General features: G+C 38.1%; 29 protein-coding genes and 1 tRNA gene. 8 read left to right on the top strand and 22 right to left on the bottom strand.

The genetic code is table 11. The features are described from left to right. Positions 1–80: 80 nt before the first annotated feature. A complete protein-coding gene (locus tag HMPREF2961_RS13690) occupies positions 81–419 on the bottom strand; it encodes a DUF771 domain-containing protein (protein ID WP_024636540.1) in 339 nt (112 codons plus the stop codon). 15 nt (positions 420–434) lie between these two features. After that, positions 435–617: a helix-turn-helix domain-containing protein gene (locus tag HMPREF2961_RS13695; RefSeq protein WP_010722429.1), complete on the bottom strand. Its 183-nt coding sequence runs from the start codon at positions 615–617 to the stop codon at positions 435–437. 303 nt (positions 618–920) lie between these two features. On the opposite strand from HMPREF2961_RS13695, the gene HMPREF2961_RS13700 reads away from it, so the two are divergent. From HMPREF2961_RS13700 to HMPREF2961_RS13715, 4 genes are all read left to right on the top strand, one after another. Next, on the top strand, positions 921–1,295 hold the full coding sequence (locus HMPREF2961_RS13700; RefSeq protein WP_002315392.1) for a helix-turn-helix domain-containing protein: 375 nt from the start codon (positions 921–923) through the stop codon (positions 1,293–1,295). 4 nt (positions 1,296–1,299) lie between these two features. Further along, complete coding sequence (locus HMPREF2961_RS13705) at positions 1,300–1,728, top strand: ImmA/IrrE family metallo-endopeptidase (protein WP_024636541.1); 429 nt, start codon at positions 1,300–1,302, stop codon at positions 1,726–1,728. Between the two features lie 85 nt (positions 1,729–1,813). Then, positions 1,814–2,122 carry a hypothetical protein gene (locus HMPREF2961_RS13710; RefSeq protein WP_002337454.1) on the top strand — a complete coding sequence of 103 codons (309 nt, stop codon included), beginning with the start codon at positions 1,814–1,816 and terminating at the stop codon, positions 2,120–2,122. A 108-nt stretch (positions 2,123–2,230) separates the two neighbouring features. After that, positions 2,231–3,370 carry a site-specific integrase gene (locus HMPREF2961_RS13715; RefSeq protein WP_024636542.1) on the top strand — a complete coding sequence of 380 codons (1,140 nt, stop codon included), beginning with the start codon at positions 2,231–2,233 and terminating at the stop codon, positions 3,368–3,370. A gap of 68 nt (positions 3,371–3,438) precedes the next feature. On the opposite strand, the gene HMPREF2961_RS13720 is transcribed toward HMPREF2961_RS13715, so the two are convergent. Further along, positions 3,439–3,512 (bottom strand) — tRNA-Arg (locus HMPREF2961_RS13720). Between the two features lie 153 nt (positions 3,513–3,665). Between HMPREF2961_RS13720 and HMPREF2961_RS15480 the strand changes: the two genes are divergently transcribed. Then, positions 3,666–3,830 carry a hypothetical protein gene (locus HMPREF2961_RS15480; protein WP_002286676.1) on the top strand — a complete coding sequence of 55 codons (165 nt, stop codon included), beginning with the start codon at positions 3,666–3,668 and terminating at the stop codon, positions 3,828–3,830. 71 nt (positions 3,831–3,901) lie between these two features. Here the strand turns inward: HMPREF2961_RS15480 and eis are convergent, their stop codons facing one another. The 11 genes from eis to sfsA form a co-directional block, all read right to left on the bottom strand. After that, positions 3,902–5,083, bottom strand: a complete 1,182-nt coding sequence (eis, locus tag HMPREF2961_RS13730; protein WP_070705065.1) for a GNAT family N-acetyltransferase — start codon at positions 5,081–5,083, stop codon at positions 3,902–3,904. A 123-nt stretch (positions 5,084–5,206) separates the two neighbouring features. Then, positions 5,207–5,620: a DUF3284 domain-containing protein gene (locus tag HMPREF2961_RS13735; RefSeq protein WP_002315398.1), complete on the bottom strand. Its 414-nt coding sequence runs from the start codon at positions 5,618–5,620 to the stop codon at positions 5,207–5,209. After that, the gene (locus HMPREF2961_RS13740; RefSeq protein ID WP_002286596.1) at positions 5,620–5,802 is read right to left on the bottom strand and encodes a DUF3188 domain-containing protein; all 183 of its coding nucleotides are present in this window, start codon (positions 5,800–5,802) and stop codon (positions 5,620–5,622) included. Before HMPREF2961_RS13740 ends, HMPREF2961_RS13735 begins: the two co-directional genes overlap by 1 nt. A gap of 31 nt (positions 5,803–5,833) precedes the next feature. After that, positions 5,834–6,055, bottom strand: coding sequence for a hypothetical protein (locus HMPREF2961_RS13745; RefSeq protein WP_002292901.1), 222 nt, complete (start codon positions 6,053–6,055; stop codon positions 5,834–5,836). Positions 6,056–6,122: 67 nt separating this feature from the next. Continuing rightward, positions 6,123–7,583 carry a PTS sugar transporter subunit IIC gene (locus HMPREF2961_RS13750; RefSeq protein ID WP_002292902.1) on the bottom strand — a complete coding sequence of 487 codons (1,461 nt, stop codon included), beginning with the start codon at positions 7,581–7,583 and terminating at the stop codon, positions 6,123–6,125. A gap of 107 nt (positions 7,584–7,690) precedes the next feature. Further along, positions 7,691–8,011 carry a PTS lactose/cellobiose transporter subunit IIA gene (locus tag HMPREF2961_RS13755; RefSeq protein ID WP_070705068.1) on the bottom strand — a complete coding sequence of 107 codons (321 nt, stop codon included), beginning with the start codon at positions 8,009–8,011 and terminating at the stop codon, positions 7,691–7,693. Between the two features lie 28 nt (positions 8,012–8,039). Beyond that, entirely contained in the window at positions 8,040–8,357 is a 318-nt protein-coding gene (locus HMPREF2961_RS13760; protein ID WP_002286606.1) for a PTS sugar transporter subunit IIB, read from the bottom strand. A gap of 151 nt (positions 8,358–8,508) precedes the next feature. Further along, entirely contained in the window at positions 8,509–11,211 is a 2,703-nt protein-coding gene (locus tag HMPREF2961_RS13765; protein WP_070705071.1) for a sigma-54-dependent transcriptional regulator, read from the bottom strand. A 62-nt stretch (positions 11,212–11,273) separates the two neighbouring features. Continuing rightward, positions 11,274–12,551: a DEAD/DEAH box helicase gene (locus HMPREF2961_RS13770; RefSeq protein ID WP_002315400.1), complete on the bottom strand. Its 1,278-nt coding sequence runs from the start codon at positions 12,549–12,551 to the stop codon at positions 11,274–11,276. Further along, entirely contained in the window at positions 12,551–13,564 is a 1,014-nt protein-coding gene (locus HMPREF2961_RS13775) for a Gfo/Idh/MocA family protein (RefSeq protein WP_002315401.1), read from the bottom strand. Before HMPREF2961_RS13775 ends, HMPREF2961_RS13770 begins: the two co-directional genes overlap by 1 nt. Positions 13,565–13,579: 15 nt before the next feature. Beyond that, positions 13,580–14,308 carry a DNA/RNA nuclease SfsA gene (gene sfsA / locus HMPREF2961_RS13780; RefSeq protein WP_002315402.1) on the bottom strand — a complete coding sequence of 243 codons (729 nt, stop codon included), beginning with the start codon at positions 14,306–14,308 and terminating at the stop codon, positions 13,580–13,582. Between the two features lie 176 nt (positions 14,309–14,484). Between sfsA and HMPREF2961_RS13785 the strand changes: the two genes are divergently transcribed. The 3 genes from HMPREF2961_RS13785 to zwf all read left to right on the top strand — a co-directional run bounded on the left by HMPREF2961_RS13785 (position 14,485) and on the right by zwf (position 17,176). Beyond that, the gene (locus HMPREF2961_RS13785) at positions 14,485–14,814 is read left to right on the top strand and encodes a DUF4828 domain-containing protein (RefSeq protein ID WP_002315403.1); all 330 of its coding nucleotides are present in this window, start codon (positions 14,485–14,487) and stop codon (positions 14,812–14,814) included. A 173-nt stretch (positions 14,815–14,987) separates the two neighbouring features. Continuing rightward, positions 14,988–15,635 carry a transcriptional regulator EfaR gene (locus tag HMPREF2961_RS13790; RefSeq protein ID WP_002286616.1) on the top strand — a complete coding sequence of 216 codons (648 nt, stop codon included), beginning with the start codon at positions 14,988–14,990 and terminating at the stop codon, positions 15,633–15,635. Between the two features lie 14 nt (positions 15,636–15,649). Next, entirely contained in the window at positions 15,650–17,176 is a 1,527-nt protein-coding gene (zwf, locus tag HMPREF2961_RS13795) for a glucose-6-phosphate dehydrogenase (RefSeq protein WP_002291842.1), read from the top strand. A 48-nt stretch (positions 17,177–17,224) separates the two neighbouring features. Here zwf and ileS read toward each other — a convergent pair whose 3' ends face one another. From ileS to ftsA, 8 genes are all read right to left on the bottom strand, one after another. Then, positions 17,225–20,023, bottom strand: a complete 2,799-nt coding sequence (gene ileS / locus HMPREF2961_RS13800; protein ID WP_070705073.1) for an isoleucine--tRNA ligase — start codon at positions 20,021–20,023, stop codon at positions 17,225–17,227. Between the two features lie 260 nt (positions 20,024–20,283). Beyond that, entirely contained in the window at positions 20,284–20,991 is a 708-nt protein-coding gene (locus HMPREF2961_RS13805) for a DivIVA domain-containing protein (protein WP_002291846.1), read from the bottom strand. Positions 20,992–21,011: 20 nt separating this feature from the next. Continuing rightward, positions 21,012–21,794 carry a YlmH family RNA-binding protein gene (locus HMPREF2961_RS13810; protein WP_002291847.1) on the bottom strand — a complete coding sequence of 261 codons (783 nt, stop codon included), beginning with the start codon at positions 21,792–21,794 and terminating at the stop codon, positions 21,012–21,014. 48 nt (positions 21,795–21,842) lie between these two features. Beyond that, positions 21,843–22,121 (bottom strand): YggT family protein, encoded by a 279-nt coding sequence (locus HMPREF2961_RS13815; RefSeq protein WP_033705006.1) that lies wholly within the window; start codon positions 22,119–22,121, stop codon positions 21,843–21,845. A 23-nt stretch (positions 22,122–22,144) separates the two neighbouring features. Further along, a complete protein-coding gene (locus tag HMPREF2961_RS13820) occupies positions 22,145–22,744 on the bottom strand; it encodes a cell division protein SepF (RefSeq protein WP_002315407.1) in 600 nt (199 codons plus the stop codon). Between the two features lie 13 nt (positions 22,745–22,757). After that, complete coding sequence (locus HMPREF2961_RS13825) at positions 22,758–23,435, bottom strand: YggS family pyridoxal phosphate-dependent enzyme (RefSeq protein ID WP_002310280.1); 678 nt, start codon at positions 23,433–23,435, stop codon at positions 22,758–22,760. A gap of 16 nt (positions 23,436–23,451) precedes the next feature. Next, positions 23,452–24,693, bottom strand: a complete 1,242-nt coding sequence (gene ftsZ, locus HMPREF2961_RS13830) for a cell division protein FtsZ (RefSeq protein WP_002291854.1) — start codon at positions 24,691–24,693, stop codon at positions 23,452–23,454. 22 nt (positions 24,694–24,715) lie between these two features. Further along, on the bottom strand, positions 24,716–26,041 hold the full coding sequence (ftsA, locus tag HMPREF2961_RS13835) for a cell division protein FtsA (RefSeq protein WP_002291855.1): 1,326 nt from the start codon (positions 26,039–26,041) through the stop codon (positions 24,716–24,718). Positions 26,042–26,190 lie beyond the last annotated feature (149 nt).

Below are 26,190 nucleotides of genomic sequence, written 5' to 3' on the forward strand. Positions count from 1 at the left end.
TCGTTCCTATCAACGCTTGCCTGCTTCCCCAAAGACCTAAAGCGTAGATAATTAGTGGTGCGCTGAATACTAATGCTCTATTAAATTTTCCCATCCGCTTGCCTCCTTAAGATTTCCGAAAAATTTGTTTCTAAAAATTCAAGTGTTTTACTTCTTAAAAATAGATATGTGTCTCTTCCTTCAACTGGATAATAGACAAATCCATTTTTGTTTTTCTCGATATCGATAATATCTCTATATTTTGGGTTCTTTAAAACTTTAGAAGTAAACCAATCATATTTTCTGTTAATCCGTTCTAGTACTTCTGGCAACGTCATCCATCTACCAGTATCATCAGCTTTTTTTAACTCCTCATAATCCACTTGGGATATAATTACATAGCCTTCTGGAACTGGGATTTTCGCTTCTAGATATTGCATTAGCTGTCCCTCCTATTAAATACCTAATATTTTTTTTACAGTTTCTATGTGTTCTTGAGCTTTTTTACCATCACGATTGCCGTTTAGAATATCTGATAAATAAGCTCCTGAAATACCAACAAGCGCAGCTAGTTCTTTGAAAGTCATTCTTCTTTTTCTCATCTCCGCTCGAATTTTTAAGTCTAAATTCTCAGACATAAAAATAGCTCCTTTCTAAACAAATAATTTGTAAGCTAAAAAATTAGCTAAATCGTTGACACCTATTAGCTTTTAAGCTATTATGAATACATAGTTAAATAAGACTTATAAAAAGCCTCTAAAATAACATTTCTAAGTTTGGCGACCGAGAGAATGTTTTAAATTAGTAGAGTTTTTTGTTGCTCTTATTTAGCTAACAATTTAGCTTACGAATTAAATATACTAGCTTAAAAGCTAATTATCAACCAAAAATATAACTTTTAAGCTATTTATTTTCTTTTCAGCTTTGAAAGGTTGATAATAATGAGTTTAGTTACTAAGATTAAAGAATTAGCAGACGAAAAGCACGTGACTATAGCAGAAGTAGAAAGACAGGTGGGCATCTCTAATGGACAAATAAGAAGATGGGATAAAGCCTCGCCAAAATCTGAGAACTTAAAGAAAGTTGCTGATTATTTTGGTGTCACAACTGATTATTTATTGGGAAATAATAATGTTCCCAAATGGGCTACAAAAGAGGAAGTGGTTGAACTTGATAAACTACTAGATTCAAATGTTAATATGTCTTATGGTGGGGAAACATTGACACCCGAACAAATACAGCGCGTAAAAGATATCCTGATAGCGACTTTCTGGGATATTGTGAAAGAAGACAAAGAAAAAGGCAAAAAGATGTGAGCTTATGGAGATGGATACGATTAATTTAGTCGAGGAATTGAAGCGGAAATACCAGTCCGCTAATCCTTTCTATATTTGTAAAAAGATGGGCATTAAAATTCAATACGTTCCTTTTATCGAAAATCCCAAAGGGCAGTTTCAAGAAATTAGAGATCGTGCAATAATCTTTTTAAATGATGAACTGCGAGACTCTGAGGAAAGATTCTACATTTGCGCTCACGAATTAGGTCACGCTATTTTTCATCGTGGCTTATCTAGCTATTACGTATCAACAAGAACATCTAGAAGCAAATCTGAAAGCGAAGCTAATTGTTTTGCTGCTAATCTCATTGTTTCTCTATACAAAGAAGACAACGATCAATATCCTAGAAAAATCGAGGAATTAAAAAATCTTTACGGACTACCAGAAAGCGCTTATCGTTTTCTTATATAAAAAAAGCCCGTGCTGCAACACGGACTAGAAACCTTATTTCTAAGATTCTCCAGTAAAATCATACCATAAAAATGAGGAGTTAAAAATGGATTTGGAGAAAGAGCGGATAAAAATAAATTGTAATTTTTGTAAGAAAGACTTTATTTTAACTTTCAACACAACCCAATGCCCTAATTGTGGAGGAAAATTTTCTCCTGAAGAAGTACATCAAGTTTTTTACAACTATGAATCAAGATTAGCAAATTCTAAACTATACAGAGCCGGAGAAAAGATGCAGAAATCTGGTGAACGTATAGAAAAAACTGGAAGTTTCATCTCGCAAATTGGTTGTTTTATATTTATGTTGCCATTGGGTTTATTTTGCATTTGGTTCATAATGAATATGTTTAAATAAAAAACACGCCCCTCCCTCGCCAAAGTTCGTGGACGTGTTAAAAACAAACCTACACAATAGGCTTCTTTACAGTGCCTATTGTATCAGAGAAAGAGAGTAGATTCAATTATGGCAAGATTAGTCAAACGTGGAAATAGTTGGCAATACGAAATTTCATACAAAAAAGATGACGGAAAATACACGAAGATAAGAAAATCAGGATTTAAGACAAAAGGCGAAGCAAAAGATGCCGCCAACGAATTAGAATATAACTTGAACAAAGGCCTTAAAGGGGATCGCAAAAATCTATTATTATCAGATTACTTTGAGGATTGGATGCAACTTTATAAAGAAGGAACAGTATCTCCTATCACTTATAGAAAATACGAAGATACGTTAATGAACATAAAGAAATATATGCCAGCAGTGTTGATTTCTGATTTAGATAGAGTTGGATATCAACGCTTTTTAAATAAGTATGCTAAAGACCATGTAAAGTCTACCGTTATTAAGTTCAATAACCATATTAGATCGTCGCTGAAAGATGCCGTAGAAGAAGGATTAATTCCGTTTGATCCAACTAGAAAAGCAGTAATCAAAGGAAAAAATTCATTGAAGCCAAAAGAAGATAAATATTTAGATTATGATCAATTTAAATCTTTAATGAAACTCGTAGAAGAAAACCTTTCTGCGCAGTACTCTTCTCCTATGCTCGTGTTAGTTGCTGGTGCTACTGGAATGCGATTTGCTGAACTTCTAGGATTAACATGGGAAGATATCGATTTCGAAGATCAAATCATCACTATTAATAAAACATGGAATTATAAATTAAATGAATGGGGAAAAACAAAAAACGAAACCTCAAATAGGAAAATTTCCATTGATAAACATACGATTAATCTCTTAAAAAAGTTTAAAATCAATCAAAAAGAATTATTCGAGAAGTTTGAAGTTAAAAACCCTCATAATTTTGTTTTTTTCAACTTAAAAAATGGATTAGTTTCATCAAATGCCGTCAGCAAATATTTGCGCAAAAAATTAAAAGAATTAGGGATTGAAAAGCAATTTACTTTGCATGGACTAAGGCATACACATGCATCTATTTTACTTTATCAAGGAGTAAATATACTTAGTGTATCGAAACGTTTAGGACATAGCAGTTTAGAAACCACAATGTCTACTTACCTTCATATTGTTCGAGAGCTTGAAGATCAGGATAAAGAAAAAATCAATGCTGTGTTCGATAGTTTATATAAAAATGATAACTAGTTTGGCACATTTTTGGCACAAATATAAAACAAACCCCAGTATCACAAAGGATGCAGGGGTTATTTGTACGTTCCTGACTGGAATTGAACCAGCGACCTATCGCTTAGGAGGCGATTGCTCTATCCTACTGAGCTACAGGAACAATTTCAATAAATCAATTGTAGCTTGTTTGTTTTTTACTTGCAAGCTTATCTGCTAAAAAAATCAGCTTGTAAGTTAGGCAAATCGTTTCCACTAGCTCTTAACAGATGATAAACTAGGAGTAGAATGAAATAATACAGGGAGGTTCTTTCCAATGAATGATAAGCCAAAAGAAAAAGTATATGCCGAACGCTTAGATTCATCTAAAAAAAATCGGGAAAAGATTACGAAAGAAGCAATCCAAGACCACAAAAAAGAAAACCCTAAAACAAAAGAAAACAAAAAATTCAAATTTACGAAAAAAGAGGATTTACTTTAACATTTTCCTTCAAATGCCAAACGAAAAAACAAAAGGGTGGTGACAAAAATATTGTCATCACCCTTTTTTTATCAAAAATAGTCATTAAGGATTGGCTGTTGCTGTGGCAAGATCGAGCTTAACGTTTCTTCATATTCTTTTGCCACCTGTATCCTCTCTTGGAATACCAGCTCTTCAACTTTACGATATCCTAATAATAGCTGTGTGATATGTTGGATACTTCCGCGAACGATCGGTAATGCTGTTTGTTCTACTTTTGAGAGATGGTTTTTTCCATTTTTGATCATTACTTCCACGATTCCTTCATTCCATTTTGCATACTGATCTTCTTCTATCTGAAGGGCAAAGGCAGCTTGTTTCTTTCTAAATGGATATTTTTCCAAAAACAAAGAAATATCTACGATCCTCGCCATCATATAAGGTGTGATCGTTACAGAAGCAAATGGATTTGCTAATAGATAATTTTGATCATTGCCACCGTAGCCACATGAATATTCAAATGTTTCAAAAGCACCGTTATGGGAACTTACAAAGCGGACAAGACTGCAAAAGGTATCATGATTCAAAAATCCCCATTCCACAATAATAAAGGAAGACGCTGCAAGCTGGTAAACGACATAGCCCGTTGCTTCCCCAGTCTCATCAAAATACAAAGCAAACTGGTAATTACCTTTTTGCTTGAATTTATACGTATACCACCAGTCTTCGCGCTTCAGACCAGCTCGTTGGTTTTCAGGCATCTGTTCATAAATTCGTTTGATTGCAGCTTTTGCATCTTCGAAATTCATACGCTTCATCTTGCCAGATTTTTTTTTGGTAAACGGCACGTCACGACTGTTTAGTTGATACCTGATTTTATCAAACGATTGTTCATAGCCATAGCGCCGATAGAAGAGATAGGAGAATGGCGCCAGATAAGATAAGCTTACTTTACGATCACGGCAATCTTCAAGGATCTTTTCCATGATCTGATTGATTCCGCCTTGTCCCCTTGCTTCAGGATAAGAAGCAACATAGCCAATACCGGCCATTAAATACTCTTGTCCGTAAAAATTCACTGGAAAAGGAGTCGCCATGACTTGACTTGTTAGCCGATCCTCCTCATCAAAAAAACCGTAATTCCAGGAATTCTCCGCAAGTGTACGAAAACGTTCTCTCCTTTCAGGTGTATCTGCCCCATTAAATGCATATGTGGCTAAAGCAAACATTTCCTCAATCGAAGATCCCCCTAGCTCTCTTACTTGTTTTGTCATTTTGCTGCCCCTTCCTACAAAAAAACTAGTGAGGAATCTCAGGAAAGACCTCGCTCCCTCTGAAAAATCTCTTCTAGCTTACTTCATTTTTCAATAACTAAATAGTACCATTTTTTCACTGGTTTAATACGTTGCTTCGATCATCTCTAGCATTTTTTTGAAACGTCTCCGCTTAAAGTACATCAAGATTGTTCCTAAAAGCATATCATTCAACTTTTGAAGCATGCCATAAGACTCCATTTTTTCTGTGTAATGAACCTCACAGGTCGAATCGTCTACTGGTTTGATTTGATAATGAACAACGAATTCATTCTTCGTTGTCGATGTACGAAACTTATAAGACTGGTTTTCAATGACTTCTTCGATTTTTATACGAGCCCGGTTATTTTGCGAGAATTGTTTGACGTACTCCAAATTTTTCAGCTGTTTTCTGGTCACTGATTTGCCGGTCGCTTTACGTACATCGAAAAGAACAGAATCCATAACTTTATCGTAAAAAAACGACGCTGGAATATTTAATTTTTTTGTGATTTCCATTAGTTATTTTTCTCCTTTGCTTCTTCTCTTTTTTTCCCCTTCATGAAGAAGTAGATTCCTAATCCTGTTAGGAAAAGACCCGTGACCATACTATACAAATCATACCTTTGCGAATGTGGATTCAAACTATACAATACGATCAAAGAACCAATACTACATAAAAATAAACCGTTTTTTATCATATCAACCATCCTATCTTTTTGAACCATTTTCTTAAACAGCTGTTGACTGAAAATAAAGGACTGTTCCCCAAGGCTGTGCTTTGATTAGTTCCTTTGCTTTTTTAGCCGCAGCTTCCGGATCTTCTGCACTTGTTTCAAAGAACATTTTGATTCCTTGTTTTTCTTTAAACGTAAATGTCATTCCTTCTTCATTGTATCCTTCTAACAATTCTTTGATTGCATCTTGTTGCATTGCACTGGCAATTGAAATCATTTCAGTTCCTCCTCGAAAATTCATTATGAGGAACGAAACTTAAAGCGTCCCGCTCCTCAGATTCATCTTATTGTTGTTCGCCTGCGGCAGGGTCCATTTTGTTTGCAGAAATGACAAACGGTGCCCAAATCAAGAAAGTCACGACCATACATACCAACGTTACGATTGGTGCTCGCCAATCCGCTCCTGTTGCTAAGAATGACAATAAGAACGGCGGTACTACCCATGTAACTTGTTGCGAAACTGGTGCTACAAGTCCAAAGTAAGTTGCTAACCAACCGATAGCTGTCGCAACTACTGGAGCAATCAAGAATGGGATGAACATGATGGCATTCAATACGATCGGCAGACCAAACATCACTGGCTCGTTGATATTGAAAATACCAGGTCCAATGGATAATTTAGCTACTGTTAAATAATCCGCTCGTTTAGAGAAAATCAAGATAGCTATCAGTAAGACGATCGTTCCACCTGATCCGCCAAACCATGCAAAAGCATCGAACGATCCACGGACCCACATATAAGCTTTTCCATCTTCGATTGCGTCTAACACGGCTGGTGTACCAGTTTTTCCGTTATAACCTTTTTGGAAAATATCAATATTGATTAGTTGTGCTTGTCCCCAGATTCCCTCTAGCACTGGTGCCAATACATTTGGTCCATGAATACCAAAGAACCAGAATACTTGAACAAACACTGTGACGATCAATACTGCTCCCAACCCTTGGGATAATCCTAGGAATGGTTCTGCAATATATTTTTGCACCAAATCGATGATTAGTTGCCCATCAGCTACACGACCTACGATATAATTGATAATAGCAATGACGTATAAAGCGATCGTCGCTGGTAAAATGGCTGCAAATGCTTTAGATACTGCTGGTGGTACTGAATCAGGCATTTTGATCGTAATGTTAGCAAGCATCAATTTACAAAAAATAATGACTGAAATTGCCCCCATGATCATAACTGTAAAATAAGCGTTTCCATTCAAATGATCTAGTTTCAGCCAACCCCATAATCCAACTGACAGTGTGCCATCTGCAATCGTTGCACCAATCTCAGAACTATTGATTGCATCTGCGACATTTGAAGGGACATTCACATCTAATGCTGCTGATAATGCTGGACCAAAGGAAATACCTTGAATCAAGGTAGCTAGACCAACGATCCCCCCAGCTAGATCATTTACTCCATAAGCTCGGGCAAGATTATACCCCCAAGAAAAGGCAAAAATCAATCCGGCGATTGCTAGTGTACCGTTCCAGACAAAACCATTGATTCCGATGATGACATTCAATACGGCAAAGATTCCTTTGTCTGCTGCTAAACTGTCAGCGTAGGTACTGTTAAACTGTTGCGGTAAATCTCGAATAATTGCATTGATCATTACAGCGACTGATCCCGCCATTGTTGCGGGCAGTGTGCCGATAAAAGCATCACGCAAAGCAACTAAATGTTTTTGCGCTCCGATTTTTGCGGCAACCGGCAGGATGTATTTCTCCATCCAACTTGTTAGTCCGTTCATTTTTTACTTCCTCCTATAAGTTTTTTATATAAAGAGAGTTCTCTTTATAACAAAATAAAAAATCCGTTCAAAAATTTTTCTTCTTCCGTTCAAAAAAGAAGTTGTATTTATTCGCTGTATACGCGACGATAAAGTTCGATGATTTCTTTTGCTAAATCAGTAAACGCAATAGACGTCATTAAATGATCTTGACTATGAACATTCAATAACGTCACTTGCATATGATTTCCTTGTGCTTCTTGTGTCAACATGTCTGTTTGTGCATGATGTGCTTGTATAAGTGATTCTTCTGCATCAGCGATTTTTCTATCCGCTAACTCGAAATCACCGATTTTAGCAGCCGCAATCGCTTCCATTGCGTCGCTCTTTGCATTACCGCCAAACATGATGAGTCCCATGATGGCTTCTAGATTTTGTTGATCTTCCACGTTGTTATCCCCCAACTGCATACTTGATTTATTTCATTAGATTTTCTGCTTGTGCAAGTACTTTTTCTCCATTCATCATGCCATAGTCCTGCATATTGATGACATCTAACGGAATACCTTTAGGCGCAAGTTTTTGTTCGAATTGAGCTTTCATGAAACGTACTTGAGGACCTAATAATAAAACATCGACATTCTTAGATTCTAAATTATTATCTGCATCTGAGGCAGAAACAGCAAAAATATCAGCTTCCATTCCTTTTTCTTCCGCTGCTTTTTGCATTTTTGTGACCAATAAACTCGTACTCATCCCTGCTGAACAAACTAACATAATTGTTTTTTTTGCCATTTTTAACACTCCTTTTATTGTTTTTACACTTTTATATAATGCAAGAAGCATGCCAAGAAAAAAAGAGCTAAAATAGCGTTTTCATGCTTTTTAGCTCTTTTATATAGTGCGCACACTGATATCCAGTGTGTAAACAGTATGATTAGTGTGTTTATTTTTTTATTTTGTTTTCAAGAAACATTTGTGTAAGAAACGCGATATCATCTTCTGAAATTTTTACCTGATATTTCCGTTCCAGTGCCATCAAGTTTGCTCGAATGATATCCATTTCCAAACGGTAAATTTTTGAGAAAATAGATAGTTTCTCAAATTGCCGATGCGTTTCTTTTTTGATCAATCCGTCTAGCATGAAGGCTAAATGGATGACAATTCCAGTATCTACTCCTGGTTCTACGATAATCGACAAATCTGTCTGGATCTGCTGAACTGTTTTTTGCAATGAGCGGATCAATTCATCAATAGAAAAGACATCACTTAATGATCCTGAAAGCGAATCAACAATTTTAGCTGTTGGAATCTCATCATCAGCTATACGCTTTAAAACATTCAATTTTTCATCATCAAAAACGTCATAGGCGGAAAAAAATGGGATATTTTGATAATCAACGTCAACCGTTCCTGCAATTGCTTTGATCTCGTATTCTTCCAATAAGGCATCAATGTGTTTTTTGAATGATTCGCGTTCTAAAAACTGCATCTGGATCAGTTCTACTTTGTCTTGATTAATCACCGGCATAATCCGTTGATACAATTTGGCAGCTACTCCCTCACCAGTAAAACATGTCACGATGACGGCTTTTTTACGCTGTAAAGTTTCAGATTTTTCCGCTTTGAACTGATCACGTACGATTGATTCAAAGGAGAGCTGAATATTTTGATAGATTTCTTCTAAGCTTCTTCCAACACTTGCCATCCGTATCGCTTCTATCACAATCATCGTACTTGTCATTGTGATAGCTTTCGTCCGAATGCCAGTCTCTTCATAAATCAAATCACTGAAGGTGTTTAATGATCCCATATCTGTTAACAAAAGCAAGCCATTCGTCAAATGCCCCTGATAATTTTTGACATATTGTAGGACCTCTTCATACATTGTTTGAACTTCCATAACCAGTGGCATATTAAAAGCTTTCCCTACTTTTGTTCCTAATAGTTCTTGCGCCATCTCCAACATACTTGAAGCGGTCTGTCTGCCGTGCATCAGTACAAGAACATCTACTTTGTTTTCTTTAACGGGCTCACTTTCTCCTAAATTGATAGAAAGAAACATACTGATAAAGCCAATTTCATCAAAAGGAATCTCGACTTGTTCTTCTTCTTCAATGATTGTCGAAAGATCGATTGCTACCTGGAATTCCCTCTTAAAATTTTTTCGTACGTTATTCAAATCTGGATGGACAATCATATGTCCTTCTCTCACACGATCCAATGTACTTTGCAAATGCAAAGCAAAAGCAAAACGAGCTTTTTCATTATAAATACGGTCTAACCGTTTTTCAGCCACATCATACAATTGATTGGTTAACCGCCAGATTTCATCTGGCAAAAGATCTTTCGGGATTGAACTTTTAGTCAATTCTTTGACATATGTCTGAAAATAAGCATCTACATCTTTTGAAATGAGCGTCTCCAAATCGATGTTCTCCACACCGGTTTCAGAAAGAGAAGTAACTTTTTCCTCAATATCGTTGTAGACTTGCATGTTTCTTTCTGGATCTTGTGACCAGACGACATCAGCAAACCCTGGTTCAAATGTCAAATACTGGCTCTTACTGTCCATGAATCGGTCGAGGCGTTCTGGTATTTCCTTGATTTTCAGTAGTCCTTTTTGTACTTGAAGGGAAAGTTCTTCTTTTCGAATGATCAGCTTTTTCTCATGATGCGTTCGGTAATGTAAAAAAGATTTTGCACAGACTAATTTCAGGTCTCGTTTCACTTGACCGATATTCCCTTCCGCATCATAAAGCATGAAGGCAAGAATCGCTTCTTTTTCGATATCGATACGTTGATTCAAACGGTTCGCTTCTTGTTTGATAAAAAGAGAGATGATCTCATAACGCTCATCCAATGAACGCGAAGCAAGGTTTGGCAAGGTGATAGCCATAGGGATCCGTCGGTTGAAGGTAGTCAAGAAGCTTTCTGAAGATTCAGTCGTTGCCCCAATGATCTGAACTGATGCTTCATGTACTTGTGCACTTTCTCCAAGTGGACGATAGATACCTTTATCGATGAAAGTAAACAGCATTTCCTGCCCTTCCGGTGGTAAACGGTGGATCTCATCTAAAAACAATATACCGCCGTCTGCTTTGGCGATTAGACCAGGACTGTCTTGCGCTGCTCCTGTGTAAGCCCCTTTTTTGACCCCAAAGATGTGTCCAAAGAGCAGTTGGGGATTTTGAGCATAATCCGCACAATTGAAAGAAACAAATGGCGCATCGGCTGAAAGCATTTCAGATTCGATTGCAAAATGATACATACATTCCGCAAACATCGACTTCCCTGTACCAGTTTCTCCAAAAATAATGGTATGCAGCCCCCGCGGCGGATAAAGAATCGCTGCTTTTGCCTGCTGTATGCTGACTTTTAAAGAATCATTTTCTCCAACGAGCGTTTCAAAAGTCACTTGCGTAGAAGAGTCGACATGTACTTCATCAGATTTTGATTTTTCCGTTGGCAAGGAGTAAACGACTGGTCGGCCAGCGGTTTTTACAATATGATGAGCCTTATACAGTTCGCTTAAATATCGGCTTGCATTGCTTCGATCAATATTCAAGCGCTCAGCTACATCACTTGCTGTCAATCCTTGTTGGTTTTCTGTCAATAGATGCAAGATCTCTTCTTGACGTTCTTTCACATAATCCCTCCTCTGGCAACCAATTTTGTTCCCGTTTTCATAATCATAGCATAAAAAGGCGCTTATTTGCGCCTTGCTCCTTTATTTCTCTCTTTTTTTGATTTATTTTTAACTTTTTTTCTTGATTTGTTTTTGTTATGCTCTGGATTTTGTTCTTTCCCAGGAAAAGATTTCTTATACTTGTTATTCGCTGCGGTAGCTACATCTTCTTTGATTGGTTGATCCGTTTGTAACTTTCCTCCGTGCAGAAAAATCTCTTCAAGTGTTATGTTTGTCGGACGTAAAAGTCGTTTCAAATCTCTTAAATTGTTATCTTGTACGAGTGTGATCACTGTTCCTTCATTGCCCATTCGACCAGTTCTTCCAGAACGATGCAAGTAAGCTTCTTCACTTAACGGCACTTCTGCATTCACGACATAAGGAAGTCCTGTAATATCTAAACCTCTAGCCGCCACATCTGTGGTCAAAAGTGCGCTGATCTTTTTCTTTTTGAATTGTTCCAACGCCGCTTTTCGGAGCAGCTTGTTTTGATCAGAGGCCAGGCTTCCTACAGGTACCCCTCTATACAGCAATTTTTCTTCCATCACACCTAATTCAGTCAGTTGATTAAAGAAAATCAGACCTTGAAAATCTTCTATGTGAGTGAGACGTCTTAGATATTCATCTTTCTTTCGTATTGGCACTCGTAAAAAGTAATGTCTCAAGCCTTTTTGAGAATCATCTTCTGCTGTCACGTCGATCGTCTCAAACGTTTTCCCAGTGATTTTTTCAATGCTTTCAAGGGAACGATCTGCTGTTGCTGAAAAAAAGGCTAGCTGATATTCTGTCGGAGCTTGATGAAGAATCTGATCAATGATTTGGCTGTTCCCCGCATCAAATAGCTGGTCTGCTTCATCAAATACCATTGTTTTCACTTGATGTGCTTTTATTTTTTTAGCTTTCATCAATTCCAATATTCTTCCTGGTGTACCAATCAAGATTTCTGGTTTTTTCTTCAAACCTTCAATTTGTCGTTTAACGTTTGCTCCGCCCACCAAAGATTGGACTTTCAATTCTTTGTCTTTTCCCCATTCACGTGCAACATCTGCTACTTGAATAGCTAGTTCTTGAGAAGATGCAAAGATAACCAATGCACTTGCTTCACCTGGCTCTACGTTTAGTAGTAACGGCCAAAGATAAGCCAGTGTTTTACCTGAACCTGTTGGAGAGATGGCTACTATGCTTTGTTTATTGCTTAATGGCTGAAAAACTGCCTGTTGAATAAGAGAAGGTGTAATAAATCCTTTATTCTCATAATTTTTCTGCCAATTTTCGGGAAATACTTGTACAAATTCGTTCATTAAAAATCTTCCTCATTATCTGCATCGAATTTGATGCCACCATTTTTTCTTAAATCATAAATCACTTGGTTCACATTTCTAGCTAGCTCGATCCACTCTTCATACAATAATCCCCAAGCTGGATCTTTCGGATGAGTCATGACATTGGCAAAATCCTCTGCTTCATCTGCCATTGGATTTTCTGCAGCTGTTACTGCTAAGTCAATGATTTCTTCGTGTACCCGATCATGAAACTCTGCTTGTTCGATTGCATTGACGCCATTCATCACTAGCGTTCCTGAGTCAAAATAGATCTCTGATGGCAGATAAGAATCACCGATTTTACCTGGTTGGATCGATACATCGAAAGTATCATAACGCAAGATTCCCCATCCAAGACCATCCACACCAGTAGAAATCTTTCTTGGGAAATAATGGACTTCTTTTGGCATTCCAAACCAAGCGACAGTTGCATACACAAGGTAAACACCTAAATCCATCAATGCACCACCTGAGAAATGAGTCGAGAAGATATTTGGTTCTTCTCCATCTAATACTTGGTCATAACGCGAAGAATATTTCATATAGCTGAAATTTGCACCGATTATCTCGTCTTTTAATGGTAAGTAATCGGCAATCTTTTTAAAACCTGATTCATGGATATTTCTTGCTGCTTCAAAAAAATACACATTGTGTTCATTTGCCAAATGGATGATTTCATCCATTTCTTTTGGCGTCGAAAAAGCTGGCTTTTCCACTATTACATTTTTACCTGCCAAAATTGCTTGCTTAGTCTGACTAAAATGAAGACTATTTGGAGAAGCTATATAAACAGTGTCCATATGAGCAATATTGAAAAAAGTCTTCAAATCTGTTGCAAATTCGATATCCCCTTCATAATGAGAACCAAATTCCTGTGCTTTTTCCAAATGTCTAGAATATACCGCTGTCAATTCATATTTTTTTGTGCTCAAAGCTGCTTGGACAAATTGATGAGTGATCCAATTTGTTCCAATAATACCTAAGTTGATCATTTTTTTACCTTCTTTCTATTGTATAGGATCTTCAAACGGGATAGCTACATCAAATGGGATAGCCTGCTTGACAGTTACCTCATCTGCCGTTACTTGACAATTATAGGCGAGGATTTGCACTCCACTTTGCTGCGCATGTCGAACCATATCAGCTAGTGCTGGTTGCATTTCTTCATGGATCGTTGCGAAATGAAGATGTTCGAATTGAGCAATAAACAAGACATAAGCGGCATAACCATCTTGTGCGGCATACGCTAATTCTCCAACATGTTTCAATCCTCTGAGTGTAGGCGCATCAGGAAAAGCACCAATTGCTTTATTTTCAAGCGTCATACCTTTGACTTCAACAAATGCTTTTTGTCCGGCCGCCGTCTCCAAATAAATATCAAATTTGGAGTGAAGATAAGTTACTTCCCGCTTGCATGCTGTAAATGGACCAGTTAATCCTGGTAAAAGGATCGTGCCGTCTAAAATACCGTCAGTTGCCAACTGATTAGGCAATTGACTATCGATATTGAACCAATCACCCTTCTTTTTTACAGCAATCAAATCATAGTCGGTTTTCCTTTTAGGTCCAGGAGCAAATACAATAGCCACTTCAGCGCCCGTTATCAGGACCTCTTTTCCTCTGCCTGTATTTTTGACATGCGCGATAATCATTTCTCCGTCTTTTTTCATGCAATGTGCAATAAACCGATTCGGGCGGTCAATAAAAAAAGCTGTTTCAACTTGCTGATACTTCAAATTATGTCACCTGTCTTCCTACTATGTATCCTATCATAATTTGTGGAAAAACAGTAAAAAAACCAGTCGAAAGTCTTAGAGAAATTTTAGTTTTTATTCGGTACAATGAAATAAAGAAGGAAGAATGTTTCTATACGATGATTTTCTCATAAAGGAGTGATTTGGTGATAAAAAAAATGATCTATTTTCTTGGTTCACTCGTTGCCGTTCTCTCAAGTTGGATTTACTTGAAAAAGAAAAAACAAGCAGAAAAATCTGAAAGACTCTCGAGGTATCAAGGTACATGGTTCTTCAGTGATAGCCAGCAAAAACAACAATTACAGATTACATCTGATTACACGTTTTTGATCAACGGTCAGTCACTTGGCACATCTGTGGTAGAAATAGATGAACAGCGTTTAGTCGTACGTGATCAATACGGTTTTTATCTTGTCTTTTCTTATCCCGAACAAACTCTTTATGATGAATCTGCAGATATCTCGTATAAGTTGACATCTGAAAAATAGACACCTCCCAATATATATCTATAAACGAAAGTATGAGTCTTCTTTCTCGTCTTTCGTTTTTTGTTGTAAAAACGTCCAAAAATCCTTTGTTTTTTATTTAGAAAAATAGTCAATTAACGTTTTTTTTGTTACACTTACTAATGATGGTTTTTACCATGAAAGGATGATCGAATATGACACCAAATCGAGAAGATTATTTGAAAATCATTTTAGAACTAGGCGGAGATACAACGAAAGTCAACAATAAACAAATCGTATCTAGCCTGGATGTCTCGGCTGCATCTGTCAGTGAAATGATTTCTAAACTTGTGAAAGAAGAGCTTGTAGAACATTCCCCTTATCAAGGTGTACAATTGACTGCAAGCGGACTGCAAAAAGCTAGCAGTTTGATTCGCAAACATCGTTTATGGGAAGTTTTTTTAGTTGAACATTTAGACTATAGCTGGAATGAAGTCCACGATGATGCTGAAGTATTGGAACATGTGACTTCGGAACATCTTGCAGATCATTTAGAAAACTATTTGAATCATCCTGAACATTGTCCTCATGGAGGATCGATTCCTAAAAAAGAGGAAGTCGTCCATGAAGAACGCCGACAAACACTAGAATCCTATCCTGTCGGTACAAAAGTGCGTATCGCACGAGTGCTTGATGAAAAAGAATTGTTGGATTACTTAGTCACAATTGACCTGAATATCAACGAAGAGTATGAGATCGTTGATATCGCAGCTTATGAAGGACCAATCACTATCCAAAATGATAGAAAGAAAATACCCGTCAGCTTCAAGGCGGCCAGCACGATTTTTGTCGATAAAATATAAAGGAGTGTATCTACATGTCTAATGAAAAAAATGTATTGTTTACGATATTCGGCGGCACAGGTGACCTAGCCCAACGTAAATTGTACCCGTCTTTGTTCCGCCTTTACAGAAAAGGAAATTTAGGCGAGCATTTTGCCGTGATTGGAACCGCTCGCCGTCCTTGGAGCGATGAACACTACCGTGAAGTTGTCAAAGAAACGATCCGTGCATTGAATCCTTCTGATGAAGAAGCAACTACTTTTGCTAGTCATTTTTACTACCAATCCCATGATGTAAATGATTCAACACATTATCAAACATTAAAAGAATTGTCTGACCGATTAGATGGACACTATCAGTTAAACGGCAATCGCGTCTATTATTTGGCCATGGCACCTCAATTTTTCGGAACGATCGTTTCTCATTTAAAATCACAAAACATTATGACAAAAAATGGCTTCAATCGTTTGATTATAGAAAAACCGTTTGGATCGGATTACCAATCTGCTTTCGAATTGAATCAGCAAATCAGAGAAGTATTCCCTGAACAAGATATTTTCAGGATCGATCATTATTTAGGGAAAGAAATGATCCAAAACATCTCAGCTATCCGTTTTGCCAATAATATTTTTGAGGCTCAATGGAATAATCGTTACATCGATAATATCCAAATCACTTTTGGTGAAAACCTTGGTGTAGAAGATCGCGGGGGCTACTACGATCATAGTGGCGCACTGAAAGACATGGTGCAAAATCATATTTTGCAAGTTGTAGCATTACTTGCAATGGAACCACCAGTAGCATTTTCCGAAAAAGAAATCCGTACAGAAAAGATCAAAGCATTGAAAGCAATCCGCATCTACAACGAAGAAGAAGTGTTAGAAAACTTCGTTCGTGGACAATATGCTCAAGGTGAATTAGATGGCGTACAATTCAAAGGTTATCGAGAAGAAGACAAAGTGGATGCTCAATCAGAGACCGAAACCTTCGTCGCAGGAAAATTCACTATCGACAACTTCCGTTGGTCTGGTGTTCCCTTCTATGTGCGTACAGGCAAACGTTTGACTGAAAAAGGTACTCGGATCAATATCGTGTTCAAACAGGTTCCTGTTAATGTATTCAAAACATCTGTCGATGAACCATGTGACGATACGACACTCCCACCGAATGTTCTAACGATCTATATCCAGCCAACTGAAGGATTTTCTTTATCCCTGAATGGAAAAGAAGTAGGTCAAGGGTTTGAAACGGAACCAATCAAATTAGAATTTCGAAATAGTGCAGAAATGGTTGAAAATAGCCCAGAAGCTTACGAAAAATTACTGCTAGATGCGTTGAATGGTGATGGAACGAATTTCTCTCATTGGGAAGAAGTCGCTCAATCTTGGCATATCGTGGATGTCATTCGCAAAGCTTGGGACCAAACACAACCGGACTTTCCAAACTACAAAGCCGGATCAATGGGGCCTAAAGCAGCTTTCGAACTACTCGAAAAAGACGGATTCGAATGGATCTGGCAACCAGATAACTGGTATCGCGAACGTGGAAAATTAATCGATTGATAACAAAAGGGGTTGTGACAAAAAACATGTCACAACCCCTTTTCCATTTTACTTTTCTTCGAATCCTTCAGATACAGCTTCAGGATAGAATTCTTCAACGATTTTTGCACAACGACCGCATAGATGAGGAAGTTTTTCATCTACTCCTACATCTTTACGAACTTGGCGACAGCGATCGCACGTTTCTCCGTCTGCTTTTTCCACTGTAATAGCAACATCATCAAATACCACAGCATTATCTGGCACTTGTACATCTGCTTCCATTACTTCAAAGTAGTCTGGGGAAACGATCAGCAATTGTGCAATATCTGCATCCAAAGCTTTTAACATTTCACGAACTTGTTGTTTTGGATAAACAGTTAGTTTTGCTTCCAATGATTTACCAATCAATTTGCTATTTCTTGCTTCTTCCAATGCTTTTAAGACCTTGTCACGGAAATCCATGAAAGCAGCCCAAGTGTCCATCAATTCCTCTTGGTTCGCAAAATCTTCATAGCCAGGAAATTCGCTTAACTGAACGTATGCTTCTTCTTCTTTCAGGAATGACCAGATTTCTTCCGCCGTATGTGGAATGATAGGCGTCAATAGTTTCGTCAAAGCTACAGCTGTTTGATAGAAAACAGTTTGCATGCAACGACGTTGATAATCATCTTCTGCTTCGATATAAACCACATCTTTAGCAAAATCCAGGTAGAAGGACGATAGATCAACAGTCAAGAAGTTCATAACTGTACGGTAAATATGCATGAAATTATATTTGTCATATCCTTCTTCTCTGATTTCTTTGATTACTTGGTTCAATCGTACGGTCATGTATTTGTCTACAGAGCGTAAATCATTGTACGAAACAGTATCTTTTTTAGGATCGAAATCTTCTGTATTCGCTAATAAGAAACGCATCGTATTTCTGATCTTACGATATACCTCTGCCACTTGACTTAAGATATCCATCGATACACGGACATCTGCTTCATAATCGACACTAGATACCCACAAGCGAAGGATATCTGCACCAAATTGTTTGATCACTTTTTCTGGTGCAATGATATTTCCTAAAGATTTACTCATCTTACGGCCTTCGCCATCTAAAGCAAATCCTTGAGAAATAACTGATTTATATGGTGCTACGCCATTGATAGCCACACTTGTCGTGATACTTGAGTTGAACCAGCCACGATATTGGTCTGATCCTTCTAAGTACATATCTGCTGGGAATGATAATTCTGGTCGTTGACGTAAAACAGCTTCATGAGAAGAACCAGAATCAAACCAGACATCCATGATATCTTTTTCTTTTGTAAATTCGCCATTAGGAGAACCTGGGTGAGTAAATCCTTCAGGAAGAAGTTCTTTTGCTTCTTTTTCAAACCAGATGATTGATCCATGTTCAGCGAATAATTTTGCTACATGTTCGATTGTTTCTGGCGTGATGATTGCTTCACCATTTTCAGCATAGAAAATCGGAAGCGGCACTCCCCATGCACGTTGACGAGAAATGACCCAGTCGCCGCGATCACGGATCATATTATATAAACGTGTTTTTCCCCATGGAATAACCCAATCTACTTTTTCTACTTCATCCAAAATATTCTGACGGAATTTATCGATAGATGCAAACCATTGTGGAGTTGCACGATAAATCACAGGTTTTTTCGTCCGCCAATCGTGAGGATAACTATGGGTAAAGAAATCTAGTTTCAGCAAAGCTCCTTTTTCCTTTAATAAATCAGTAATCATAGGATTTGCTTTATCATAAAAGATTCCTTCAAATCCAGGAGCTTCTTCTGTAAACAACCCTTTTGAGTCTACAGGTGACACTACAGATAGTTTATATTTGCTACCGGCGATATAGTCATCTTCCCCGTGTCCTGGAGCAGTATGGACTAATCCAGTACCAGCGTCTAAAGTAACATGGTCACCTAAAATTACGAGCGATTCACGGTCATAGAATGGATGACTTGCAGTCATATATTCCATTTCTTGGCCAGCAAATTCTTTTAGAACCGTTACATTTTCCCAACCGATTTCTGTTTGAACTGTTTCTAGCAAATCTTTTGCTACAACAAACTTACGGCCATCAGCTTCGACCAGTACATACGTAAATTTGGGATTTACAGCAATACCTTGGTTTGCTGGCAATGTCCATGGTGTTGTCGTCCAAATGACGAAAGCTGTATCTTCATCAAGGATGCCTTTGCCGTCTTTGACATTGAAAGCTACAAAAATAGATGGAGATTTTACATCTTTATATTCAATTTCAGCTTCCGCTAAAGAAGACTCACTTGACGGAGACCAGTAAATGGGTTTCAATCCTTTGTAAATATAGCCTTTTTCAGCCATTTTACCAAATACGCGTACTTGTGCAGCTTCATACGAAGGGTCTAATGTAACATAGGGATGTTCCCAATCTCCTGCAACTCCTAGGCGTTTGAAATCTTCTCGTTGTTTATCTACTTGGGAAAGTGCATATTCACGACATTTTTCCAAATATTCTGCCATGGACATTTCTTTACGTTTCACGCCTTTATTAGCCAACACTTGTTCGATTGGCAATCCATGTGTATCCCATCCTGGAACATATGGTGCGCGGTAGCCAGACATTGATTTTGAACGAATGATAATGTCTTTACTGATTTTATTCAATGAGTGCCCTAAATGGATATTTCCATTGGCATAAGGAGGTCCATCATGAAGAACAAAGCTAGGTTTTCCTTCGTTCAATTCTTGTCTTTTTTGGTAGATTTGATTTTCTTCCCATTCTTTTTGCCATTCGCCTTCTCGGTTTGGCAAATTACCACGCATAGGGAATTTTGTTTTTCCTAATTGCAAGGTTTCTTTCATTTTCATTCAACCATTCACTCCTTCGTTTATTTTCCGGACACAAAAAGGCATGTTCAGCCGCAAGGGACGAACATGCCGTGGTACCACCCAAATTTAGTTGCATCTATCTAATGCAAACTCTCTGTGACCAATAACGAGGTCAGCCGCTGCTTCTTACTCTAGTTTCAGAAAAGCAGTCTCAAGTAGAGGATCTTTCACGATGCAGTGTCTTACCGATCTTCCACTCTCATCGGCTCGCTTTAAGAATAACAAAGTGCTTTTCTGTTCTACTCGTTTTCATGTTCACCAGGTACGATTGAGATATCGATAGCCTGTGTATCAAATGCCGTCATAGGTGCTTCTATGACTCCTGTGTCTGAGTTTACATCAGTATCATTTTCGTTGTCAAGCTGTTTTGCTAAAACTTCTTTGATCACTTCATGGCTGTCAGTCACATAGCTAGAGAATGGTTGTAAAATTTCGTCCCATTCTGGACTTTTCACTTGTTCCAATTGAGATTCAAGCATCAAGCTGATACGTTGATGGAATACTCGTGTCTTTTTCTTAAGATCTTCTGTTTCTGTCGCAAGCTGTCTTGCTTTTTCTGTTGCATCTGTCAAGATTTTTCTTGCTTTTTCTTCTGCATCAGTTGTTAATTGGTGTGCACGTTTTTCAGCATTCGCAACTAACTCATCTGCTTTGTTTTGTGCAGAAGTAACGATCACTTCAGATTCTTTACTTGCACTTGTTTTTACTTTATCCGCTGTGTCTTGAGCTACGATGATCGATTGGTTCAATGCATCTTTCAATTCATTGAAATACTCAAGTTTTTCTTCTGAATGTTTGACTGCTTTTTCTAATTCACGATTTCTTTGAGTCAATTCTTCGTAGTCACGAACAACTAAATCTAAGAAATCATCTACTTCGTCTTGATTATATCCCCGCATTTTTGTTGGGAATGTCTTATTTTGGATATCTAATGGAGTTAAAGCCATGAGTAAACCACCTTTTTATTTTATTTACGTAATACACCGAACAACACCCTGTACTTTTCTTTTTTCGTCTTCCCCTCAAGTTCTTGGATCTGGACTCTGCCGTAACCCCTGACTGAAATAATATCTAATAGTTCAAGTACAAAATCAGGTCTTGTATTTTCTGTCCAATTCACTTTTACTTTACCAGCTTCGATCAGCTGCTTGGACCGCTGTCTGGAAATATTATAAATCTCAGAGATCACACTGTCCAGTCGCATAGAACTAACAGTCCCTCTTTCTTGTGTCCAGCTGTCTTTCGGCAAAATCATTTCTGTGTATTTGATTGGTTCCAAGCGTACAGCAACTTTTCCAATCTTTGTTACTTGTGCAGCAACAAAATGATCCACCTCATTTGCAATAAATACTTGCCAGCGATCGCCATCTGAGATGATATCGCCAAAGTAAGAGCGTTTGATACCTGTTCCCACTAAAGTCCCAAGGATTTTCCCATGACTTAGACTGGCAAATTTGCTAGGATAATGGATTTCATACAATGCTGTTTCAAAATCTTCCTCTACAGGTTCGTAATAATCGGGGAAAATCAAACATCTTTTTCTTTCTGCCTGTTCATATCCACCATAAAACATGAAACGCAAATCACTGCTTTGACGAATCAGTGTTTCTAAAATATAGGATTGTCTGGGGTCAAGAAATTCAGTCAGATATGGCGCATATTGTCCTTGAACTTGTTCAATCCAATCACCTACTGAGTCGATAAATGCCCGTTCATCTGCCCGAAAGTGCTGGTATACATTTGCATCCAAAATTTTCCCCTCCTATCTATTCTGAGAATAAAGATTTTGTTGCTTGAATCAATAAACTATATGGATAGTTATCCATATAACGATCTGTGCTAATCCTTGTACGGCTAAGTTCAAGATTAGAATGGCCCCTAAAATCGTGAAATCCAAAGGACCGATCCTTAAAGGCAGACGATCGAATAAACTGATATACGGTTCACAGATCTTAGCTAAAAATCGTCCTAATCCTGATTGATAACCGCCTGGAAACCAAGAGAGCAAAGCATATACCATCAAGATAATGCTATAGAAATAGGCTGCCCGTTCAATTAAATGAAGTAATAGCGCAATAATATAAATCGTAGTTCCTCCTCTTACAGATCAAACAAATTCGCATCTGCAAAAGATTGAGCGGTTGAACTGTCAATCTCCATCCCTGTCGGTGTACAAAGAAAAATTTCATCTCCAACGCGTTTGATATCTCCATCTAATGCATAAACTGTCCCTGTTAGAAAATCAACGATTCTTCTCGCTTGCTTTTCTTCCACTAAATGAAAATTCACTAAGGTTGCTTCTCCAGCGATGATTCGTTTAGCAATCGCCATCGCTTCAGAATAAGCTCTTGGTTCCATCACAGTGATTTTTCCCGCAAGATTTGCTTTAGGTTGTGTAGACGTTCTTGAAGCTGTTCTTTCTTTCGCTACAGTTTTTGTAGGTGATTGATGTAGTTCAATTACTTTTTTCTTTTCAGCCGGCTGAATACTTTCATGCGTTACAGGACGTGAAGTCGCCGTTTTTTGTTTCTCATGAGTATTCGCAGCAGATACAGAATGAGTTGGTTGATTCTGTTTTGTATTTTTTTTAGTTGGCTGTACAGCCTTTTTTGTTGTTTCAGGATAATCTTGGTATTCGTACTCTTCCTCATCAGCTAATCCGAAAAAATTAGCAATTGCTCCTCTGTTTAAAAGCGGCATTTTTGTTCCTCCTTTATTCGTCTTTGAATAGCGCTGTTCCTACACGGATAAATGTTGCACCTTCTTCAATCGCAATTTGAAAATCCTGACTCATCCCCATGCTTAATTCATTACATGGTGCATGGGCATAACCTTTTGCTTGAACAAGATCACGCAATTCTTTCAGCGTACCAAACACTTTATGGATTTGCTCATCAGAAGCTTCTTTAGGCGCCATAGTCATTAACCCAACAACCTTGATTTTTGTGCAGGCAGCTAAAGATTCCACAAACGGTAAAAGCTCATCTGGTGAAATTCCATGTTTTGATTCCTCACCAGAAACATTTACTTCAATAAAACAGGATAATTCTTTCTCTAACCGCTTCTGGATTTCTTCTGCTAATCTTAAACTGTCCAACGCATGAAAGTAATCAATTTCATTTACAATCAATTTTACCTTTCTGCGCTGTAAATTACCAATTAAATGCCACTTTATTTCGGGAAAATCAAATAAATCTTGTTTCTTTTGTAATAGTTTATCTACTCGGTTTTCTGCACAATTCATAACGCCAGCTCTGACCAATTCTTCAGCTTGAGCTGATTCAACAGATTTTGTTACAGCTACTAATGTAACTTCTTTCGGATCACGATGAACAAGAGCACACGAATCCTGAATTTCTTGCTTGATTTTCTGCAAGTTGTCAGCAATCATGTGCTCTTCCTCTCCTTTATTTTTTACGACGGAAAAACGGTGGCGTATTTAATTCATCATCGCCATGAGATTTTGTTTCTTCGCGGTTGAATGTATCAAATTCTTTTTTTTCGATATTGTCAAAATTGGAATCATCAACTCTAGGACGAACATTTTGTTCACGTCTGATATCCCAATCGCCAAAACTGTTTTCTTCTTCTGCAGAAGTTGGTTTAGCTTGATCCATATCTAATACAGTCTTTTGAGCAGGTGATTGCATTTGTGCTTGTCTAGCTGGACGGCTAGACTTGCGCTCCTTTTTTGATTCATCGATACCTGTTGCGATGACCGTCACGCGGATTTCATCGCCCATTTCTTCATTGATAGATGTACCTAGAATAATATTTACATCGCCAGTTGCTGCATTTGCTACGATATCTGAAGCATCTTGTGCTTCAAACAATGTCATATCCAAACCGCCTGTGATGTTAAGAAGTACTTGTTCCGCTCCATCAATAGATGTTTCAAGCAATGGAGAGGAGATTGCTTTTTTCGTTGCTTCTACTACGCGATCTTCTCCACTAGCTACACCGATTCCCATCAATGCTGTACCTTGGTTTTCCATCACTGTTTTCACGTCAGCAAAGTCGAGGTTAACGTAACCTGGTGCCGTAATCAAGTCAGAGATACCTTGTACACCTTGACGTAAAACGTTATCTGCTTCACGGAAAGCTTCAAGCATTGGTGTCTTTTTATCTACAACTTCTAGTAAACGGTTATTTGAGATAATCAATAATGTATCGACATTTTCTTTCAAACGAGCGATACCTTCTGCAGCAAAACGGCCACGTTTAGGTCCTTCAAAAGTGAACGGACGTGTAACGACACCAACGGTCAATGCGCCCAGTTCTCTAGCGATCCCTGCAACGATTGGCGCAGCACCTGTACCAGTTCCTCCACCCATTCCTGCAGTGATGAAAATCATATCTGCACCGTCTAAAGCTTCTCGTAAGGATTGTTCACTTTCTTCTGCCGCTTTTTGTCCAACTTCTGGTTGAGAACCAGCCCCTAAACCACGAGTATATTTTGGTCCTAATTGGATAACTGTTTCAGCTTTTGAATTTTTTAATGCTTGCACGTCTGTGTTGGCCGTAATGAATTCAACACCTTTGACGTTTTCTTCAATCATTCGGTTCACAGCATTTCCACCGCCACCGCCGACTCCGATGACTTTGATTACTGCGCCGTCATTGATATTATTATCAATTGAGAATTCCATATCTTATTCCTCCCAGGATGAATTAATCAAAAATATTTGTAAAGAAACCCTTGATTTTATTTTTTACATTTTCTCCGGATTCTTTTGGTTCCGGCTCATCGTAGACTGTTTCTTCAGGTGCTTCATAGCTTTCATATGTGTTTGTTGTTTCTTGTTCAACTACCATTTGACGAGCTGCTGAGGTCTCACCTGTAACAGCAATTTTTGCCAATTGATACACTTCGCTCAAGTTTGCTGAATAATCAACGATACTTATTACATTTGTAAATACCGGGTTTCTCAGTCCCATGTGATTTGGAACATACAGTTTCACATTTACGCCGAAGATTTCTTGCGCCAAGTCCACAACACCTGGAAGACTAGCAGCTCCGCCTGTCAATACGACGCCACCTGGCAACTCTAATGCTTCGATTTGGTCCAATGCATCTTTTGCTTTGTTGAAAATCTGTTCCATACGAGCTGAAATAATTTCTGACAAATAGCGTTCATCGACTTTCACTGGTTCTGACTGGCCAATTACATCTACTGGAAACTCTTCATCTGGTGATGTCCGTTCTGGATATGCATCCCCGTAATTTATTTTCAACGCTTCTGCATTGTTAAAAGACGTATTTAATACAATAGAGATATCTTTAGTGACAAATTCGCCACCTTCTTGGTCGAGACTGGTAAACTTCAATTGCTTATCATGCATAACAGCTGTTGTCGTTTGGCCACCACCCATATCAATAACGATCGTACCAAAATCTTTTTCTCCGTCAGAAAGAATTGATTCTGTCAGCGCTAAAGGAGTAATCACCATTTCATTGACGATTAATCCGGCGTTTTCCACGCATTTACGTATGTTATGGATGATCGTTTTTGGTCCGGTAAACAACAGACCGTACATTTCTAATCTTACGCCGATCATTCCACGAGGGTCTTTGATTCCCTCGAATCCATCGACAGTAAAATCTTGTGGCAAAATTGACACGATTTGACGTTCAGGAGGTATTGAACGAACAAGGGCAGCAGAAGCCACATTTCTGACATCTTCATCGGTGATTTCCTTTGAATCTCCGTTAACTGCAATCATTCCCTGGCAATTTTCTACTTCAAGCATGTTTGCTGGCAAACCGACACTTACGCCTTTGATCTGGATACCTGCTTTTTCTTCTGCTTGTCGTACTGCTCGTTGTATCGCTTGGACCGTTTTATCGATATCAACGATAATGCCTCGGTTAATCCCTTCTGATTTTGCGTTTCCTACTCCAATAATATTCATTTGGCTGTCGATATATTCAGCCACGACAACTTTAACAGATGTCGTTCCAATATCAAGGCCTACATACATTCCTGTTTTTGCCATGAATGGGATTCCCTCCTACTTACTATTCCATATACAAGCGAACAACTAGCGTCCGTTTTAAAATATACTTATTAATAGATATATTCACTGCTTTCAATTCTACCATAAATTACTGGTTTTTAGAAAGTACATTCTTACTTTTTAAAGTT

Source organism: Enterococcus sp. HMSC076E04, from assembly GCF_001814285.1.
Lineage (GTDB): Bacteria > Bacillota > Bacilli > Lactobacillales > Enterococcaceae > Enterococcus_B > Enterococcus_B lactis.

Bases quoted from the DNA above. Each gene is read 5' to 3' on its own strand.
- HMPREF2961_RS13715 (WP_024636542.1), top strand. From the start codon at position 2,231: ATGGCAAGATTAGTCAAACGTGGAAATAGTTGGCAATACGAAATTTCA.
- HMPREF2961_RS15480 (WP_002286676.1), top strand. From the start codon at position 3,666: ATGAATGATAAGCCAAAAGAAAAAGTATATGCCGAACGCTTAGATTCA.
- HMPREF2961_RS13760 (WP_002286606.1), bottom strand. From the start codon at position 8,357: ATGGCAAAAAAAACAATTATGTTAGTTTGTTCAGCAGGGATGAGTACG.
- HMPREF2961_RS13790 (WP_002286616.1), top strand. From the start codon at position 14,988: ATGACACCAAATCGAGAAGATTATTTGAAAATCATTTTAGAACTAGGC.
- HMPREF2961_RS13710 (WP_002337454.1), top strand. From the start codon at position 1,814: ATGGATTTGGAGAAAGAGCGGATAAAAATAAATTGTAATTTTTGTAAG.
- HMPREF2961_RS13705 (WP_024636541.1), top strand. From the start codon at position 1,300: ATGGAGATGGATACGATTAATTTAGTCGAGGAATTGAAGCGGAAATAC.
- HMPREF2961_RS13785 (WP_002315403.1), top strand. From the start codon at position 14,485: ATGATCTATTTTCTTGGTTCACTCGTTGCCGTTCTCTCAAGTTGGATT.
- HMPREF2961_RS13805 (WP_002291846.1), bottom strand. From the start codon at position 20,991: ATGGCTTTAACTCCATTAGATATCCAAAATAAGACATTCCCAACAAAA.
- HMPREF2961_RS13750 (WP_002292902.1), bottom strand. From the start codon at position 7,583: ATGAACGGACTAACAAGTTGGATGGAGAAATACATCCTGCCGGTTGCC.
- zwf (WP_002291842.1), top strand. From the start codon at position 15,650: ATGTCTAATGAAAAAAATGTATTGTTTACGATATTCGGCGGCACAGGT.
- HMPREF2961_RS13700 (WP_002315392.1), top strand. From the start codon at position 921: ATGAGTTTAGTTACTAAGATTAAAGAATTAGCAGACGAAAAGCACGTG.
- HMPREF2961_RS13735 (WP_002315398.1), bottom strand. From the start codon at position 5,620: ATGGAAATCACAAAAAAATTAAATATTCCAGCGTCGTTTTTTTACGAT.
- ftsA (WP_002291855.1), bottom strand. From the start codon at position 26,041: ATGGCAAAAACAGGAATGTATGTAGGCCTTGATATTGGAACGACATCT.
- HMPREF2961_RS13820 (WP_002315407.1), bottom strand. From the start codon at position 22,744: ATGCCGCTTTTAAACAGAGGAGCAATTGCTAATTTTTTCGGATTAGCT.
- eis (WP_070705065.1), bottom strand. From the start codon at position 5,083: ATGACAAAACAAGTAAGAGAGCTAGGGGGATCTTCGATTGAGGAAATG.
- HMPREF2961_RS13745 (WP_002292901.1), bottom strand. From the start codon at position 6,055: ATGATTTCAATTGCCAGTGCAATGCAACAAGATGCAATCAAAGAATTG.
- HMPREF2961_RS13770 (WP_002315400.1), bottom strand. From the start codon at position 12,551: ATGAACGAATTTGTACAAGTATTTCCCGAAAATTGGCAGAAAAATTAT.
- HMPREF2961_RS13690 (WP_024636540.1), bottom strand. From the start codon at position 419: ATGCAATATCTAGAAGCGAAAATCCCAGTTCCAGAAGGCTATGTAATT.
- HMPREF2961_RS13825 (WP_002310280.1), bottom strand. From the start codon at position 23,435: ATGATTGCTGACAACTTGCAGAAAATCAAGCAAGAAATTCAGGATTCG.
- HMPREF2961_RS13695 (WP_010722429.1), bottom strand. From the start codon at position 617: ATGTCTGAGAATTTAGACTTAAAAATTCGAGCGGAGATGAGAAAAAGA.
- ftsZ (WP_002291854.1), bottom strand. From the start codon at position 24,693: ATGGAATTCTCAATTGATAATAATATCAATGACGGCGCAGTAATCAAA.
- HMPREF2961_RS13740 (WP_002286596.1), bottom strand. From the start codon at position 5,802: ATGATAAAAAACGGTTTATTTTTATGTAGTATTGGTTCTTTGATCGTA.
- HMPREF2961_RS13775 (WP_002315401.1), bottom strand. From the start codon at position 13,564: ATGATCAACTTAGGTATTATTGGAACAAATTGGATCACTCATCAATTT.
- ileS (WP_070705073.1), bottom strand. From the start codon at position 20,023: ATGAAAATGAAAGAAACCTTGCAATTAGGAAAAACAAAATTCCCTATG.